Source organism: Longimicrobium sp. (assembly GCA_036389795.1).
GTDB lineage: Bacteria > Gemmatimonadota > Gemmatimonadetes > Longimicrobiales > Longimicrobiaceae > Longimicrobium.
This window is the reverse complement of record DASVWD010000115.1, coordinates 1-16798: the sequence shown is the minus strand read 5'-3', so window position 1 is coordinate 16798 and position 16798 is coordinate 1. Positions and strand designations below refer to the sequence as shown.

Sequence of the window (16798 nt, the reverse complement as noted above, 5' to 3'; positions counted from 1 at the left end):
CAAACGCCGAAGTCCCTCCCCCGGGCCGCCGGGGGAGGGACTTCGGAGCGCGGTGCCGGGACGGGCCCTCTACCGGTCGACGATCTCCACCAGCTCGAGCTGGAAGGTCAGGTCTTCGCCGGCCAGGGGGTGGTTGGCGTCCAGCGTCACCTCGTCGCCCGAGACCTCGGTGACGGTGACGACGAAGGTGTGGCCCTGCTGGCTCATCTGCAGCTGCTGGCCCACGGCGGGCTGGATGTCCGGGGGGAACTGCTCGCGGCGCACGGTGCCGACCATCTCCGGCCGCCGCTGACCGTACGCGTCGTCGGCGGGGATGGTGACCCGCTTCTCCTCGCCCGGCTGCATCCCGGTGACGGCCTCGTCGAAGCCCGGGATCACCTGGCCCGCGCCCACCGTGAACTCCAGCGGCTCCCGTCCCTGCGAGCTGTCGAACACGCTCCCGTCGCCCAGCGTGCCCGTGTAGTGGACGCGCACCGTGTCACCGGCCCTCGCTTCGGCCATGCTCTTCCCTCCCATCGTGCGTTGACGGCTCCCCCGCCGCGCGCGGAGGTGGCGGGGGCCGGGGGCTGCAAGAATGCCGCCGATCCCCCGGCCAGGGGGGTGGCCTGCGTGATCCGCCCAGCCTGTTTTCGATACTGTTGCGTTCCGGAAATCGGGCCGGTAGATTGGGGATTATGGAACGAGATCGTATCGTATCACGCGCCGCGGAAAGCCGCCGCCCCGGGCGGCCGAGGAGCGAGGAGGCGCACGGCGCCATCCTGGAGGCCGCCGTGGCGCTGATCCGCGAGGTGGGCTACGACGCGGTGGCGATGGACGCCATCGCCGCGCGGGCGGGGGTCGGCAAGGCCACCGTGTACCGCCGCTGGGCGTCGAAGGAGGCGCTGGTGGTGGAGGCCGTCGGGCGGATCGTGCGCGCGATCCCCGTTCCCGACTCCGGCACCGCCGAGGGCGACCTGCTGCTCCTGCTGCGCTCGGCGGTGCGGATGTACCAGGACCCGGCCAGCGCGATGCTCCTCTCGGGCCTGGTGGCGGCCATGGCGCGCAGTGCGCCGATCGCCGAGGCCGTCCGCACCGGCTTCGTCGCCACCTGGCGCGAGGCCGTCCGGCGCGTGCTGGAGCGGGGGCAGGCGCGCGGCGAGCTCCGCCGGGGGCTGGACCTGGAGCTCGCGATCGACCTGCTGGGCGGCGCGCTCTTCTACCGCTACCTGCTCACCGGCGGCCCCGTGGACGAGCGGCTCACGCGCGGAGTGGTCGACGCCGTCCTGCGCGGGCTCGCGCCGCCGGGCTGACCGTTCACACGCGGCGACGGGCCCGGCCGTGCGGGTGCACGCCGCCCGTGCCGCGAGCACATGGAGGCCGTGAGAGATGCTGGACCTCACCTCCGCCGAGGTGCGCCGCGACCCGTACGCCCTGTACGAGCGGCTGCGGAGCGCCGCGCCCGTCTTCCACGACCCGCGCTCCGACCGGTGGATGCTCCTGGACTACGAGAGCGTCCGGCGGGCGCTCACCGACCACGCCTCGTTCAGCTCCGTGGCGGCGCCGCCGGCGTCGAAGCCCGGCCAGTGGTTCATCTTTTCCGACCCGCCGCGCCACACCAGGCTGCGCGCCCTGGTCTCGCGGGCCTTCACCCCGCGCTCGGTCGCGGGCCTGGAGCCGCGCATCGGGGAGATCTCGCGCGGGCTCCTGGACCGGGTGGCCGGGCGCGGGGAGATGGACCTGGTCGCGGAGTTCTCGGCCCCGCTCCCGATGATGGTGATCGCGGAGCTGCTCGGCGCGCCCGCCACGGACTGGCGGCGGCTGCGGGGCTGGAGCGACGCCGTCCTGGCGCTGGTCCTCACGCTCTCGGGCGGGGCCGAGGCGGAGCGGGCGGTCGGCGCGTTCGCCGCGGCGCACGCCGAGATGGAGGCATACCTCGCGGAGCTGGCCGAGGAGCGGCGCGCGGCGCCCCGGGACGACCTGCTGACCCGCCTGGTCGAGGCCGAGGTGGACGGCGAGCGGCTGGCGGAGGGGGAGATCCTGGGCTTCTTCCAGCTCCTGCTCCTGGCCGGGCACGAGACCACCACCAACCTGATCTCCAACGCCGTCCTGTGCCTGGGCGAGCACCCGGACCAGCTCGAGCGCCTGCGGGCCGCGCCCGGGCTCCTGCCGGCGGCGGTCGAGGAGGTGCTGCGCTACCGCTCGCCCGTGCAGGCGGTCTTCCGCGTGACCACGCGCGACGTGGCGGTGCACGGCCGGACGATCCCGGCCGGGAAGCTCGTGTTCGCGATGATCGGCTCCGCCAACCGGGATCCCCGGCAGTTCGCGGACCCCGGCCGCTTCGACGTCGCGCGCGACCCCAACCCGCACATCGCGTTCGGGCACGGCATCCACTTCTGCATCGGCTCGCCGCTGGCGCGCCTGGAGGCCCGCGTCGCCCTCGCCCAGCTGCTGGAGCGGCTGCCCGGCCTGGAGCTCGCGGGCGGCGCCCCGTGGGAGCCGCGCGAGGCGTTCCACGTGCACGGCCCCTCGCGCCTGCCGGTCCGCTTCCAGCCCGGCCCGCGCGTCCTCGCTCCGGCCTGACGGGCGTGCGCCGGGCGAACGAGAAAGGGCCGGGGGAAAAGCGTCCCCCGGCCCTCCGTCTCGTTTCCGCCGGCGCTTGAAGCCGCACGCCCAGACGATCCAGACGACGGGACGCGCCGCTCGCCGCCAGGGAATGCGTGTCACAACCCGGCCGTCTCCTCCACGAACAGCATGTGCGTGCGCTCCATGTCCAGGTAGTTGGCTTGGTCGGCGAGCGCGGCGCTCCCCTCCGGCGTGGCCACGGCCGCCTGGAATGCCTCCGGCCCGTCGAACCAGAGCTCGGCCACCGCGTCGCACGCGCCGTCCGCGCCCGCCGGGTTGAGCGTGACGTGGCTCACGGCGTAGCGCCTGAGCCCCGGCACGCGCGCCACCAGCGGCATGTGCACCTCGCGGCTGTACCGCTGGAAGTCGTCGGCGCTGAGATCCGGACGGCGGTACAGGAAGAACATCAGCTTCAGCATCGGTCCTCTCGGGCGTGAGGGCAGGACTCCGGACCTCATCGAGGTCGAGCTTCTCCGTTTCAACACGGAGCATCCGGGGGGGCACGCCGGCGCGATCGGGAGCACGGCCTCCGATGGAACCCACAATCCTACTTGGGCGAGCTAACCGAATCCATGGGGCATACTGAAAACACGTGGGCAGACGAGGGAGGCGCCTGAGAGCTGTAGAATGTATAGTATTCGCTCGTATCCAGGACCTCCAGATCCACGCTCATCCGCGTGATCTTCCGTGAATCTGCGAGCTTCCAGAACAGGTTCTGCAACTGCGTACATTCGCTTTGGAGATTGCCCTGGCAATCCGGCTTGAAGTACCCGATCAGCAGCTTCTCGAGAAGGAGACCCTCGGTTTGGATGTCGACCTCGTCGGTCATCGCGTTGCTGAGCCAGTAGACGATGTGAGGATCGCTGGCGAGGCAGCGAACTGCGAATGTGTTGTAAAAGAAGAAAATGTCTCGACTCGCATCGCGCGTGAGTGCCAGTGTTCTGGTTCGTCCGTCGTGTTTCCGCAACAAAGGGCGCGTGTCGGGATTCTTCGTCATTCCTACATAGTGGATGCACGTGTTGATTCCGAGATTAATCCCGGCGTCGAGTAAGAAATCATGAATAGACGTAGTGACCTTTTGTCCACCTGGATACGTGCACGTGATTGCGATATCGGAGTTCTCTACCTGGGGAAGCACACTGCGTCCAATCCCGCTGATGCGGCGGAGGAGCGCAGCGGGGACGACACACCTCTTCAGCCGTCGTTCGGAGCCGATCTCCAGATGAATTACGAGTTTTCGTCTGAGAAATGAGAAGCGGGCCTGCCGCTGGACGGAAAAGCGCACTTTCTCTCGAGAGCAGATAAAATAGACGAAGCGTCTATTGAAGTAGTCCTCGTGTTTTCTCTTGAGCTGCCTGATCACACCCTTCATCGCCGTACGGGAGTCCACCTCGGGATGTAGGTTCCGCAGCACAAGCTCGTACCAGATCATCTGCGAATCGAGAAGGTCTACTCGCCAAAGCTTCTCTCCCGATGGATTCACCACCCCACGCAGAACTCCTCGCATCTGCAGTCCTCGCCTCAGACGGGTTGAGTGTTACGGCAACACTGCAATGGTTGCAGTCGGCTCCAGCGCCGGTTCGGATCCGGACTGGATCGGAGAGAGAGACGCATGTGGGCTTGTCGGTCTGATGTCGTATGGCTCTAATGAATATCACCCGAGGTTCATTTTCATGAGTTCCACTGCGAGTGCGGCATGATGTCTGGTGATGGAGAGATGACGAGCCGCGCTTTCGTGTGCCCCGCGTGCGGCGCCGCCGAGCTGAAGATCGTCGCATCGCTCGAGCTCGGCGCCGACCGCATGAGCGACGAGATCACGGTGCAGGCGGTCGCCTGCTCCTCCTGTGGGCTGCTGGCGGCGGCGGTCTACGAGGAGTCGCGGCGGGGCAGCCTGGATTCCGACTGCTGGATCCACGACGGCTGGCGGCTCCCCCCGGAGCGCGTCGCGGAGCTCCTCGCGCTCATCCGCGGCTGCCCGCGGCCGTCGGACTCCGGTTGCCGCTGTCCCGCGCACGCCGCGCTCGGGGCGAGGGACGAGACCGGCCGCTGGGTCGGGCTGGCCGGCTGGGCGCCGGGGGAGCGCTTTCCGCTTCGCTGGCCGGAGTAGCGCGCCGATCCCGGGCGGACCGGCGTTCAGGGGGAGGCGGGGAGCGTGTACTCGAAGGTGTAGGAGTGCTTTCCGTCCGCGATGTCGATCGTCATCGTCCCCGCGAGCCCCGCCAGCCGGCCGGTGCCCGAGTCGGGGACGACGGTGATGGTGAGCTGCGGCGCGCCGCGGTTCAGGGTGCCGCTGTGCTGGAGCACGAAGGTGCCGGCGCGGCCGTGCAGCGTCCCGGTCACCCGCTCGATGGCGACGTAGCCGGCCGAGCCGTCGACCAGCGTGCCGGCGCTCAGCATCTCGCCCTTGCTGGTCGCCTCCAGGTCCCCGTGGAACTGCTTGTCGATCGACAATCTGCCTAGCGCCGCGCCCTCGTCCTGGTTGTACGGCGCCAGGGGGTTCAGCTTCACCTCGAACGTACCGGTAGCACGATTCGTCACGGCGGTCTCCTGTGGGGGTGCGCCTGGATTGGGCGCCTGCGTCTGCGCACGCGCCGGGCCGCCGGGGCCGGCGAACAGCAGGGCACCCGCGACGAGCGCCGCGGCTGCGCGAATGTGGTTCCTCACGGTGGCTCCGTTGTGTGGATGCATCACGCCGCCTTCCCATCCTTGAGCCAGAAATCGGCAATCTCCTGGACCCGCGGAGCCGACTCCGGGATCAAGCCCGAACCATAGCGAGGATTATAGCGTTCGCCGTGGATCCGGCCCAACTGGTATCCCCAGTACGCAGACTCGTGAGGCCGGAGGACGCAGTTCGTGGCGTCCTCCACCAGGAGCGCGTCGCGGGACTCCATGATGCGCACCTGGGCCCACTGCGTGTTCTTGTACTGGCTCTGCGCCTGTTCCAGCGCGCTGCGGACGGCCCGCAGCTCCCGCTCGGTTTCCGGCGTCGGCTCGACCAGGTGCCGCCGCAGGCAGTCCACGCCCTCGGCGATCAGCCGGCCGAACGTCTCCCGGCGTTCGGGAGCCAGGTGCTCCGGCGGTGCCTCCTCGAAGCTCCGCTGCGCCAGCTGCGCGAGATGAAGGGCGAAGCGTGCCGCATCTGCCGGCTCGGCACACAGCCGCTTCAGCGTAGTCAGGCGCGTGATCGGGAACGATGCTCCCTGGCGGAGCTCCTCGGCCATCCGGGCGAGCTTGTGGGCAGCGGTTGCCCGCGCGTCGGCCGCACGGCGTGTGTCCATGGGTCCGGGTTTGATGGGATGGCGTGACTTCCTGAGGGATCAGGCCGCACCGGGGCCGTCGTCCTTCAAGCTCCGTCTTCTCGAACGTCAGGTGAAGCCGCTGCTGGGCGGCCTCTAGAACTCGATTCTGCCGCGCGGACAGGAGAGAGCCATCCCGATCCGCGACTGCGCACCCTCCGTCACCGGCACCGCGAGCCCGAGCGGATCGACGATGGCCTGCAGGTCGGCGGGGTTCGGGTCTTCCAGGCGCAGCGATTCCAGCGTGCACCCCGCGGGTGAGGTGGCCGACGGATGAGCCGTCCCTGCCGCCCAGTGGATGAAGAAGGGCGCCAGGGGATGGTCCGGCGCGAGCACGCCGAACGTGGCCCACTCCAGGCGCGTCCCGTCCGGCCGCGCCCGGGAGCCCGGCTGGGTGGGGCTGAGGCGCAGTCCGCGGCCTTCCAGGTCGCCGCGCACGCGCTCGACGTCTCCGACCGCGACAGCCCATCCTACCGGCGTCAGCGACTCCAGGGCCCGGAGCTCCTGGATCATCGGCGAGCTCACCTGCTGCTGCGGATCGGGCGCCATGATCTCCAGGTAGCGGCCCGCTCCGAGCGAGAGAAGCGCGTTGTGCGTGCCGCGCCCCGGGTGGGCTCCCCCGTAGGCGGCCCGGACGCCGGTGCGCTGCTCCAGCGCATCGACTCCGCGCTGCAGGTCGCTGACGCCGAGGATCACGTGGTCGATGCCCAGGTCCATGGCGGCTGCTGGTCGTGGAGCTTGGGTCGTTTCCGGGGCGCGCGCGGCCGGAGGCACCGCGGCGGAGCACCCCGTCAGCAAGAGGAGCGGCAGGACGACATGGTGCGCTCGCATTCAGCTCCCCTTTCGGCAATCGTGGTCTGGCTCGGGTGTGTCACGCCGCCTGCTTCGGCGCAACCTCGACCCGGACTCCATCCTACCTACCATCGCGTTTATAGCCCGAGCTGCTTTTTCGTCCTCGCCTTGATCTCGTCGATGTGGTGGCCTTCGCGCAGCACCGACCAGTACCGCGCCGCTCCGCGAGACTTGCTTCCTTTACCGCTGGCGACCACGTGGTCCTTCGCGAGCAGTCTGGCCATGATCTTGACGCCGCACCGCAGGTTGACCAGCGGATCTTCCAGGCTCTTCTTCTCCCGGTCCAGCGGCTCCAGTGCATACGACGGCTGGTCCTCGTAGCTGAGCTGGAGCAGTCCCACGGAGTCGATCCCGAGCGGCGGGGGCTCGTGATAGATGGTATGCGGGTTCCAACTGGACTCGAATTTGGCCATCCCGATGATCAGCTCCGCCCAGAACTTCACCTGCTGCTCAGGTGTGAGCTTCTGGTAGCCAGCGATGAAGTCGTCGGGACGGCCGCTGTCGAGATCGGCCTTGTGGGCGGCGATCGCCTTGAGAAGCTCGGCCGACCAGGCCTTGCGCTCCTCCTTCGTGTCCCAGCTGAGAGTCGTGGCCATGGCTGCTCCGAAGGGTGTTCTGGTGGCGTCGACGTGAGGGACGATGATAGATGGCTCATTCAACCCGTTTTCCGCGCCCGACGGTCTGAACACCTTTCGATCCGCTGGTGAAGCCGTGCTCCGCCCGTAAGGGGGAGGGGCTGCTCCCACCTCTCACCGGACACTATACAGGCGGGGCGCAAAGCCTCCAAGTGTGCGTGTTGCCTGCCACCGGGAACGCTTCCTGCAGCGCCCCGCGCGCGCTATCCTGTCCCGCTGCCAAGGCCGGCGCTCGCTGCGCCGGTTCGCGTTTCGGACCCGGAACGGACCCGAGAGGAGCCCCGCGCTTGAGCACCCACGACGACCCCCTCTGGTACAAGGACGCCGTCTTCTACGAGCTGCACCCCAAGGCCTTCCAGGACTCCAACGCCGACGGCATCGGCGACTTCGGCGGGCTGATGCAGCGGCTCGACTACGTGCAGGAGCTGGGGGTGGACTGCATCTGGCTCCTCCCCTGCTACCCCAGCCCCCTGCGCGACGACGGCTACGACATCGCCGACTACTACAGCGTCCACCCCAACTACGGCACGCTCGAGGACTTCGACCGCTTCATCGCCGAGGCGCACCGGCGGGGGCTGAAGGTGATCGCCGACCTGGTGCTGAACCACACCTCCGACCAGCACCCCTGGTTCCAGCGCGCCCGCCGCGCGCCCAAAGGCTCGCCCGAGCGCGACTTCTACGTCTGGACCGACGACCCGGAGCTGTACAAAGAGGCGCGCATCATCTTCATCGACACCGAGCCCAGCAACTGGACCTACGACCCCGTGGCCGGGCAGTACTTCTGGCACCGCTTCTTCAGCCACCAGCCGGACCTCAACTGGGACAACCCGGTGGTCGAGGAGGAGATGAGCCGGGTGATGGAGTTCTGGCTGGAGCGCGGCCTCGACGGCTTCCGCGCCGACGCGGTGCCGTACCTCATCGAGCGCGAGGGGACCAACTGCGAGAACCTCCCCGAGACGCACGTGATCCTCAAGCGGCTCAGGAAGCGCCTGGAGACGAAGTACCCGGGGCGCATCCTGCTGGCAGAGGCCAACCAGTGGCCCGACGACGTGCGCCCCTACTTCGGCGACGGCGACGAGTTCCACATGGCGTTCCACTTCCCCGTGATGCCCCGGATCTTCATGGCCGTGCGCCAGGGGATCCGCAAGCCGATCACGGAGATCATCCAGCGCACCCCCGAGATCCCGCCCGAGTGCCAGTGGTGCATGTTCCTGCGCAACCACGACGAGCTCACCCTGGAGATGGTGACCGACGAGGAGCGCGACTACATGTACTCGGAGTACGCCAAGGACCCGCGGATGCGCCTGAACCTGGGGATCCGCCGCAGGCTCGCGCCGCTCATGGAGAACGACCGGCGCAAGATCGAGCTGCTCAACTCCATCCTCTTCACCATGCCCGGCTCGCCGATCGTGTACTACGGCGACGAGCTGGGGATGGGCGACAACATCTGGCTGGGCGACCGCGACGGCGTGCGCACCCCCATGCAGTGGTCGCCCGACCGCAACGCCGGCTTCAGCCGCGCCGAGACGGCCCGCCTCTACCTGCCGCTCATCGTCGACTCCGTCTACGGCTACCAGGCCATCAACGTCGAGGCGCAGCAGAACACGCCGTTCAGCCTGCTCAACTGGATGAAGCGCCTCATCCAGGTGCGCAAGCAGCACCACGCCTTCGGCCGGGGCAGCATCACCTTCCTGGAGCCCGAGAACCAGCACGTGCTGGCGTACCTGCGCGAGCACGAGGGCGACGTCATCCTCTGCGTGCACAACCTGTCCGGCGCCGCGCAGGCGGTGCGGCTCGACCTCTCCCGCTTCTCCGGCTCGCACCCGGTGGAGCTGCTGGGCGGCACCGAATTCCTCCCCGTGGACGAGACGCCGTACGCGCTCACGCTGGCGCCGTACGGCTTCTTCTGGTTCGGCCTGCGCAGGGCGGGGCAGGGGCCGTCCACCGTCACCGTCGCGAGGGAGTGGGGCGACGCGCCGTCGGACGCGCCGCTGGCGCTGGTGGAGAGCGGGAGCGTGGAGCACGTGGTGGGCACCATCCCGCACGAGTGGATCCGCGCGCAGCGCTGGTTCCGCGGCAAGGCGCGGGCGATGGTCTCGGTGGAGCTGGCCGACGTGGCGGTGGTCTCCGAGGCGGGGTACGACCGCGACCTGCTGACGCTGGTGCGCGTCGCCTACGACGCGGGCGACCCGGAGACGTACCTCCTCCCGCTCCTGGTGCGCTCGCGCGAGACCGACCGCGACCCCTCGGACCCGGTGTGCCTGGTGGCCTCGCCCGAGGGGGAGCTGAGGGTCCACGAGGCGTTCCGCTACGAGCACTTCGGCGCGCGGCTGCTGGAGGCCATCGAGCGCCAGGGCGAGGTGCCCACGCGCGCCGGCGTGGTGCGCGCCCGCAACACCGGCGTCCTGCAGCAGGTCCCCGGCTCGCGCACGCCGGTGCGGGTGGGCTCGGCCGAGCAGAGCAACACCTCGATCCTGTACGGCGACTCGCTGATCCTCAAGGTGTTCCGCAAGGTGGAGCCGGGGACCAACCCGGACCTCGAGGTCACGCGCTTCCTCACCACGCGCACCGACTTCCGCAACTTCCCGGCGCTGGCGGGGTGGCTGGAGTACGTGGCCGACGAGGGCACGGTGGCCTCGGTGGCGGCTCTCTCGCGCTTCGTCCCCAACCGCGGCGACGGGTGGCAGCTGGCCCAGGCGCATCTGCGCGAGTTCTTCGCCGCGGTGGCCGGGGCGGAGGAGGTCGACGAGGAGACGCGGACGGCGCGGGTGCGCGAGCTGGCCGGCGGCTTCCTGGAGGAGCTCTTCCGGCTGGGCGAGGTGACGGGGCGGCTGCACGCGGCGCTCGCCTCCGACGCGGGCGAGGACGAGGACTTCGAGCCCGAGGTGGTGACCGAGGACGACGTGGCGCGCTGGCTGGAGGGGATGCAGCGCCAGGCCTCCATCGTGCTGGGCGAGCTGGACAAGCGCCTGGAGACGATCCCCGGCTCCTTCCCCGCGACGCTGCGCAACGAGATCGCGGCGGTGGTGCGCGACGAGGCGCACTTCCGCTCGTGCCTGGAAGAGGTGCGGTGCTTACGCGACGCGGCGGTGGTGAAGTCGCGCGCCCACGGCGACTACCACCTGGGGCAGGTGCTGCTGGCCTCGGAGGGGAGCGAGCTGGCGGGCGAGTGGGTGGTGATCGACTTCGAGGGCGAGCCGCAGCGCCCGCTGGAGGAGCGCCGCGCCAAGGTGTCGCCGCTGCGCGACGTGGCGGGGATGCTGCGCTCGTTCAACTACGCCTGGCACGCGGCGCTGCGCGACCGCGGCGAGGAGAGCAAGCGCGGCGAGCACGCGGTGCTGGAGCCGTGGGGGATGGCGTGGGAGGCGGCCGCGCGCGAGGCGTTCCTGGCCGGCTATGCGGCGGCCGCGGCGGGCGAGCCCTTCTTCCCGCGCGATCCGCAGGTGCTGGCGCGGGCGCTGCGCGCCTACGAGCTCGACAAGGCGCTCTACGAGCTCAACTACGAGATGAACAACCGCCCCGAGTGGCTGTCGATCCCGCTGCGGGGGGTGAGGAAGTGCGGGACGGCGTGAGTGCGAAGTGCGAAGTGCGAAGTGCGTGAGCGTAGGGGCGAGGCACGCCTCGCCCGCTGCCCGCACCGCACGGGTGGTTGCGTCAGGCATCGAAGGTGGGGGTGCAGTCCGCGAAGGCGGACTTCGTGCTGTTGTAGCCCCGATTTCAATCGGGGGAATCGCGGCAATCGGGGGCAAGGTTCCGAACGAGATGATCCCCGGTCGTCGTTCGGGGATCTTTTGACCTGCAGCGGATGGGGAAGTTGACTCCGGTCGTCTACAACCTGTTCCCGCGCCTGGTGGGGCCCACCACGCGCTGGGCCGAGCACGCGGCGCGGGCGCGCGAGATGGGGTTCGACTGGCTGTACCTGAACCCCTGGCAGTTCCCCGGCTTCTCGGGGAGCCTGTACGCCATCAAGGACCCGCGGCGCCTCAACCCGCTCTTCGTCCCTCCCGGCGCCGACCCCGCGAGCCTGGAGCCGCTCCGCCGGGCGCTCTCCGAGATTCGCGCCCTGGGACTCCGGCCCATGATGGACCTGGTGGTGAACCACACCTCGAAGGACGCGCCGCTGATCCGCGAGCACCCCGAGTGGTTCCGCTGGGAGGGCGACGGGCAGGTGCGCAGTCCCTCCGTGGTGGACCCCGACGACCCGTCGAAGGTGACCGTCTGGGGCGACCTGGCCGACGTCGACAACCAGCCCGCGCACGGGCGCGAGGAGCAGTGGCGCTACTGGGCTTCGCTCGTCCGGGAAGCGCTGGAGCTGGGCTTCCAGGGCTTCCGCTGCGACGCGGCGTACAAGGTGCCGGCCGCGCTCTGGCGCTTCCTGATCGACGAGGCGAAGCGCGCGGCCCCCGACACCGTCTTCTTCGCGGAGACGCTGGGCGCGCCGGTGGAGGACGTGGCGGCGCTGGCGGGGGCGGGGTTCGACTTCTTCTTCAACTCGTCGAAGTGGTGGAACTTCAGCGAGCCGTGGGCGCTGGAGCAGCACGAGGCCTTCCGGCACGCGGCGCCCTCGGTCTCCTTCCCCGAGTCGCACGACACCGAGCGGCTGGCGGCGGAGACGGGCGGCGACGAGGCGGTGCAGCGCCAGCGCTACGCCTTCGCGGCGGCGTTCTCGGCCGGGGTGATGATGCCGGTGGGCTACGAGTTCGGCTTCCGCACGCGCATGGACGTGGTGCGCACCATGCCCACGCACTGGGAGCGGCGCTGGATGGACCTGCGCAACTTCGTCGCCCGCGTCAACCACCTGAAGCGCGACCACCCCGTGCTGCACGGCGAGGGGGTGCTCCGCGCGCCGGGCGGCATCCACCAGGACACGCTGGTGCTGGAGCGGCGGGCCTCGGACGCGCCCGCGGCGGCCAGGGGGTGGGTGCTGGTGAACAAGGTGTGGGCCGAGCCGCGCGAGGTGCGCCTCGACGAGCTGGCGCCCGAGGCGCTCTCGCACGCCGGGTACCGCCTCTTCCGCGTCTGCATCGACCGTGCGCCGCAGATGGGCGAGCCGGTGCGCCCCGTGGTCGCCCTCGGCCGCGCGGAGGTGGCGTACGTCCTCCCCGAGCTGAGCGGCGACGCGCCCCCGCCGCCGGTGCCGACCGCCGCCGCGCCGCCGCCGGTGATCCATGAGTGACGCGGGCGTCGTCGGGCGACGGGCGGGCGGCATCCTCCTGCACCCCACCTCGCTCCCCGGCGACGGGGTGGGCGACCTGGGCCCGGCGGCGCACCGCTTCGTGGACTGGCTGGCCGAGGCGGGCCAGGCGTACTGGCAGGTGCTCCCCCTCGTCGCGACGAACGAGGGGGGCTCGCCGTACAACGCGCTCTCGGCGTTCGCGGGGAACGTCTCGCTCCTCTCGCCCCGCCTGCTGGTGGACGACGGGCTGCTGGAGGAGGACGAGGTCGCCTGCCCCGAGGGGCTGCCGGGCGACTGCGTGCGGTTCCGCGAGGTGGCGCGCTGGAAGGACCGGCTGCTGCGCCGCGCGCACGGGGCGTTCCGCGCGGGGTGGGCGCCGGCGCTCGGCCACGCGTTCGCCGCGTACCGCGAGCGGCACCGGGAGTGGCTGGACGACTGGGCGCTCTTCCGCGCGCTGCGCGACGAGCACGGGGGCGGCTCGTGGCTCGACTGGCCCGCGAAGCTCCGCCGCCGCGAGGGCGACGCGCTCACCCGCGCGGCGTCGAAGCTGGCCGACGAGGTGGAGCGGCACGCCTTCGGGCAGTTCCTCTTCGACCGGCAGTGGGGGGCGCTCCGGCGCTACGCCAACGAGCGCGGGGTGAAGGTCATCGGCGACGTGCCGATCTTCGTGGCCCACGACAGCGCCGACGTGTGGGCGCACCCGGAGCTGTTCGAGCTGGACGCGAAGGGGCGGCCCACCGTGGTCTCCGGCGTGCCGCCCGACTACTTCAGCGCCACGGGGCAGCGCTGGGGGAACCCGCTCTACCGCTGGGACGTGCTGGAGCGGGACGGCTACCGCTGGTGGGTGGAGCGCTTCCGCCGCACGCTGGAGCTGGTGGACGTGGCGCGCATCGACCACTTCCGCGGCTTCGAGGCGTACTGGGAGATCCCGGCCGAGGAGGAGACGGCCGTCACCGGCCGCTGGGTGCCGGGGCCGGGGCACCGCCTCTTCCGGGCGCTGGAGCGCGAGCTGGGCCCGCTGCCGCTGATCGCGGAAGACCTGGGGATCATCACCCCCGAGGTCGACACGCTGCGCGAGGAGCTGGGGCTGCCGGGGATGCGCGTCCTCCAGTTCGCCTTCGGGGGAGACGACCCGGAGAACCCGCACCTTCCCGCGAACTACCCGGCGGCCACCGTGGCCTACACGGGGACGCACGACAACGACACGGCCGCCGGCTGGTTCCGGGGCGCCACGCGCGAGGAGAAGGCCGGCCTGCGCGAGCTGACCGGCGCGCCGGCGGGGGAGATCCACTGGGGGATGATCGAGGTGGTGATGAGGTCGAAGGCCGACCTGGCGGTCGTCCCGCTCCAGGACGTGCTGGGGCTGGGGAGCGAGGCGCGGATGAACACGCCGGGGACGGGGGAGGGGAACTGGGAGTGGCGCTTCCGCGAGGGCGACCTGACGCCCGGGCTGGCGGCGCGCCTGCGCGAGCTCACCCGAAGCAGCGGACGGCTCCATGGCGAATGAGCGCGCGGCGGCCGGGGGGCCGGTCGCCTTCGTCTCCGGCGGGGCGGGGAACCTGGGGCGCGCCGTCTCCCGCGCCTTGCTGGAGGCGGGGTGGCGGATCGCGGTGGCGCTGCACCACACCGACGCGAAGGACGCGCTCGACGCGCTCAAGGCGGAGTTCCCGGGGCGGGTGACGGAGTTCCTGCTGGACCTCACCACCTGGCGCGGCGCCGAGGCCGCCATCCGGCAGACGGCGGAGTGGGGCGGCCGGCTGGACGCCGCGGTGCACCTGATGGGCGGCTGGGCGGGCGGGGCGAAGGTGGCCGAGACCGACGTGGAGCTCTGGGAGCGGATGATGGACCTGAACCTCAAGTCCGCCTACCTGGTGGCGCGCGCCTCGATCCCGCGGATGCTGGAGGGCGGCGGCGGCTCGCTGGTCTTCGTCTCCTCGCGCTCGGCGCGGGTGGGCCGCGCGGGGATGGGCGCGTACGCCGTCGCCAAGGCCGGCCTCCTCGTCCTCGCCGAGACGATCTCCGAGGAGTACCGCGACCAGAACGTCCGCGCGAACGCCGTGCTGCCGGGGACGATCGACACGCCCGCCAACCGCCGTTCGATGCCCAAGGCCGACCACTCCGCCTGGACGCCGCCGGAGGAGATCGCGCGGGTGATCCTCTTCCTCGCCTCCCCCGAATCCGCGGCGGTCAACGGGGCGGCGGTGCCGGTGTACGGGCGGAGCTGACGAGTGCGAAGTGCGGCAGGACGCCGTCGTTCGGCTCGATGTGGGACCGAACCACTTTCGACGAGGAGGACGTGATGAGGGCACTCAGGCTGTGGTCACTGGCGATGCTGCCGCTCGCGCTGGCGGCGTGCGGCGGCGGCGACGCGGATGAGAGGGGCGGGGAAGGCGACACGACCGCGGCGGTCGCGCCGATGCCGACCGATACGGGCGCGATGGTCGCGCCGGCGCCGATGGGGGCCGACACGGGCGCGGCCGCGGCCGGCCAGAACACGATCGTCGTCACTCTGAGGCCGGTGAACAACTCCGGCATCTCGGGCGAGGCGGTGATCACGGCGCAGGAGAGTCAGGCGCAGGTGGTGCTCACGCTGCGGGGGGCGCAGGGCGCGGGGACCCACCAGGCCCACGTGCACAGCGGCACCTGCGACTCGCCGGGTGCGCCCGTGGCGCCGCTGGAGCCGGTCACCACCGACGCCAGCGGCACCGGCTCCAGCACCACCACGATCCAGCCGGGGATGAACGCGCTGATGGGTGGCGGCCACATCGTCTCCGCCCACCAGGCCGGCGGTAGCCCCGGCCCGATGGTCACCTGCGGGCTCATCGAGCACCAGATGTAGCGCCCGCGCGGCCCGGTGCGAATGCGCGAAGGTGCGGCGCCGCTGCGATGCGGGCCGCACCTTTGTGGTTCCGTACCTCGTACTCCGCACCCCGTACCGGGGTTTACGAGACGAGGTAACCCCAGACGCTCACCTTCCGCTTGACCGGCGCGCGGTTGTAGACGAAGACCTCGATGAAGGGGCCCATCACGGGGAAGCGCGCCACGTAGGTGCTGATGTTGTGCGGGCTGCCGTGCCAGGTGCCGCGCCCCGACACCTCGATGAAGTTGGTGGCCTGCGGCGCGGCGACGTTCTCCTCCAGGTTCACGTAGCGGCGGGCGCCCATGGTGCCCTGCTTGTCGAACGCGAACACCACCCCCAGGTCCACGGGCGGCTCGTCGGGCTTCTCCTGGTTGAAGCGCACGAACAGGTTGATGTGCCGGTACCCGTCGATCTCGTCGTAGCCGGGGAGGCTGATTCCCACGTTCGGGTTCACCTCCTGGTCGGTCATGAACCGGATCACGTTCGTGCACGCGGGGTTGCAGGGCCCCTTCTCTCTCGTCGGCATGGCTGTTTCTCCCGGTAGGATGTGTGATGGGGTGCGGGGAATCCGTCGCATGAACCGCGGCCGACGGGCTCGATTGAGGACGGCGGCCGTCGCGCAGGATACGCCACCGGGAGAGCGCGCGTCAAGCAGAATCGTTTCTTCTCGCCCACGACCCTCAACATGTCATTCTGAGGGAGCCCCTGCGCCCAATCCGCATCTGCACCATCGTTGGGGGGCGACCGAAGAATCTACTCACCTCCAGGCGTGGCCGGGTATTGCGCGCAAACCCGCAGCCGCGATTCTTCGCGCCCGCTTTCCGCACCTCTACAGCCTCGTGCTCACCAATCCATGAAGCAATACTACGTCTACATCCTCGCCAGTCTGTCCCGGAAGCTCTACATCGGCGTGACGAGCGACCTCGCGCGCCGCGTCTATGAGCATAAGCACGAGGTTCTGCCTGGCTTCACGGCGAAGTACGACATCGACCGGCTCGTCTACTTCGAGGTGGTGGAGAATCCGAGAACCGCAATCGCGCGGGAAACACAGTTGAAGGGATTGCTGCGCAAGAAGAAAGTGGAGCTGATCGAAAGCGCGAATCCCGGCTGGAGGGACCTGGCGGTGGAGTTGGGGCTGATCGACTGAGCCGGTAGTGACATCGGTCATCGGTCAACTATCGGCCACGGGCCGATTGGCGGACATGGCTCCTCCCGTTATGACTGGCCACCAGCACGGGTGATACCACGTTTCCGAGCATTGTTCTGGTTCGCGAGAAACAGATTGGAATCACACAGAGGACACGGAGGACACGGAGAGAACTTCAATCTCTCCGCTGTTCCTCTGTGTTCTCTGTGCCCTCTGTGTGAGACCTTTTCA

General features: G+C 70.1%; 17 protein-coding genes. 9 read left to right on the top strand and 8 right to left on the bottom strand.

What is annotated here, in order from left to right:
• Positions 1 to 69 precede the first annotated feature (69 nt).
• Complete coding sequence (locus VF746_15325) at positions 70 to 501, bottom strand: peptidylprolyl isomerase (protein ID HEX8693792.1); 432 nt, start codon at positions 499 to 501, stop codon at positions 70 to 72.
• Between the two features lie 173 nt (positions 502 to 674).
• Here VF746_15325 and VF746_15320 point away from each other — a divergent pair, with 173 nt between their 5' ends.
• A complete protein-coding gene (locus tag VF746_15320; protein HEX8693791.1) occupies positions 675 to 1289 on the top strand; it encodes a TetR/AcrR family transcriptional regulator in 615 nt (204 codons plus the stop codon).
• Between the two features lie 76 nt (positions 1290 to 1365).
• Positions 1366 to 2559 carry a cytochrome P450 gene (locus VF746_15315; GenBank protein HEX8693790.1) on the top strand — a complete coding sequence of 398 codons (1194 nt, stop codon included), beginning with the start codon at positions 1366 to 1368 and terminating at the stop codon, positions 2557 to 2559.
• Positions 2560 to 2699: 140 nt separating this feature from the next.
• On the opposite strand, the gene VF746_15310 is transcribed toward VF746_15315, so the two are convergent.
• Together VF746_15310 and VF746_15305 are read right to left on the bottom strand one after the other, a co-directional pair.
• Entirely contained in the window at positions 2700 to 3020 is a 321-nt protein-coding gene (locus VF746_15310) for an EthD family reductase (protein ID HEX8693789.1), read from the bottom strand.
• A gap of 128 nt (positions 3021 to 3148) precedes the next feature.
• Complete coding sequence (locus VF746_15305; GenBank protein ID HEX8693788.1) at positions 3149 to 4033, bottom strand: hypothetical protein; 885 nt, start codon at positions 4031 to 4033, stop codon at positions 3149 to 3151.
• A gap of 285 nt (positions 4034 to 4318) precedes the next feature.
• Here VF746_15305 and VF746_15300 point away from each other — a divergent pair, with 285 nt between their 5' ends.
• On the top strand, positions 4319 to 4708 hold the full coding sequence (locus tag VF746_15300; protein HEX8693787.1) for a hypothetical protein: 390 nt from the start codon (positions 4319 to 4321) through the stop codon (positions 4706 to 4708).
• Between the two features lie 26 nt (positions 4709 to 4734).
• On the opposite strand, the gene VF746_15295 is transcribed toward VF746_15300, so the two are convergent.
• The 4 genes from VF746_15295 to VF746_15280 all read right to left on the bottom strand — a co-directional run bounded on the left by VF746_15295 (position 4735) and on the right by VF746_15280 (position 7345).
• Positions 4735 to 5139 (bottom strand): DUF3224 domain-containing protein, encoded by a 405-nt coding sequence (locus VF746_15295; GenBank protein HEX8693786.1) that lies wholly within the window; start codon positions 5137 to 5139, stop codon positions 4735 to 4737.
• A 149-nt stretch (positions 5140 to 5288) separates the two neighbouring features.
• Positions 5289 to 5879 (bottom strand): hypothetical protein, encoded by a 591-nt coding sequence (locus VF746_15290; GenBank protein ID HEX8693785.1) that lies wholly within the window; start codon positions 5877 to 5879, stop codon positions 5289 to 5291.
• A gap of 114 nt (positions 5880 to 5993) precedes the next feature.
• The gene (locus VF746_15285; GenBank protein ID HEX8693784.1) at positions 5994 to 6614 is read right to left on the bottom strand and encodes a VOC family protein; all 621 of its coding nucleotides are present in this window, start codon (positions 6612 to 6614) and stop codon (positions 5994 to 5996) included.
• A gap of 212 nt (positions 6615 to 6826) precedes the next feature.
• Positions 6827 to 7345, bottom strand: a complete 519-nt coding sequence (locus VF746_15280; protein ID HEX8693783.1) for a transglycosylase SLT domain-containing protein — start codon at positions 7343 to 7345, stop codon at positions 6827 to 6829.
• 326 nt (positions 7346 to 7671) lie between these two features.
• Between VF746_15280 and treS the strand changes: the two genes are divergently transcribed.
• The 5 genes from treS (at position 7672) to VF746_15255 (ending at position 15399) form a co-directional block, all read left to right on the top strand.
• Complete coding sequence (gene treS, locus VF746_15275) at positions 7672 to 10956, top strand: maltose alpha-D-glucosyltransferase (protein ID HEX8693782.1); 3285 nt, start codon at positions 7672 to 7674, stop codon at positions 10954 to 10956.
• A gap of 242 nt (positions 10957 to 11198) precedes the next feature.
• Positions 11199 to 12560 (top strand): hypothetical protein, encoded by a 1362-nt coding sequence (locus VF746_15270; GenBank protein ID HEX8693781.1) that lies wholly within the window; start codon positions 11199 to 11201, stop codon positions 12558 to 12560.
• Positions 12553 to 14067, top strand: coding sequence for a 4-alpha-glucanotransferase (gene malQ / locus VF746_15265; protein HEX8693780.1), 1515 nt, complete (start codon positions 12553 to 12555; stop codon positions 14065 to 14067). The genes VF746_15270 and malQ overlap by 8 nt, the downstream gene beginning before the upstream one ends.
• Positions 14057 to 14785, top strand: a complete 729-nt coding sequence (locus VF746_15260; protein ID HEX8693779.1) for an SDR family oxidoreductase — start codon at positions 14057 to 14059, stop codon at positions 14783 to 14785. The genes malQ and VF746_15260 overlap by 11 nt, the downstream gene beginning before the upstream one ends.
• A 74-nt stretch (positions 14786 to 14859) precedes the next feature.
• Positions 14860 to 15399, top strand: coding sequence for a hypothetical protein (locus VF746_15255; protein HEX8693778.1), 540 nt, complete (start codon positions 14860 to 14862; stop codon positions 15397 to 15399).
• Positions 15400 to 15502: 103 nt separating this feature from the next.
• On the opposite strand, the gene VF746_15250 is transcribed toward VF746_15255, so the two are convergent.
• Positions 15503 to 15946 (bottom strand): hypothetical protein, encoded by a 444-nt coding sequence (locus VF746_15250; GenBank protein HEX8693777.1) that lies wholly within the window; start codon positions 15944 to 15946, stop codon positions 15503 to 15505.
• A gap of 327 nt (positions 15947 to 16273) precedes the next feature.
• Here VF746_15250 and VF746_15245 point away from each other — a divergent pair, with 327 nt between their 5' ends.
• The gene (locus tag VF746_15245; GenBank protein HEX8693776.1) at positions 16274 to 16567 is read left to right on the top strand and encodes a GIY-YIG nuclease family protein; all 294 of its coding nucleotides are present in this window, start codon (positions 16274 to 16276) and stop codon (positions 16565 to 16567) included.
• Positions 16568 to 16798 lie beyond the last annotated feature (231 nt).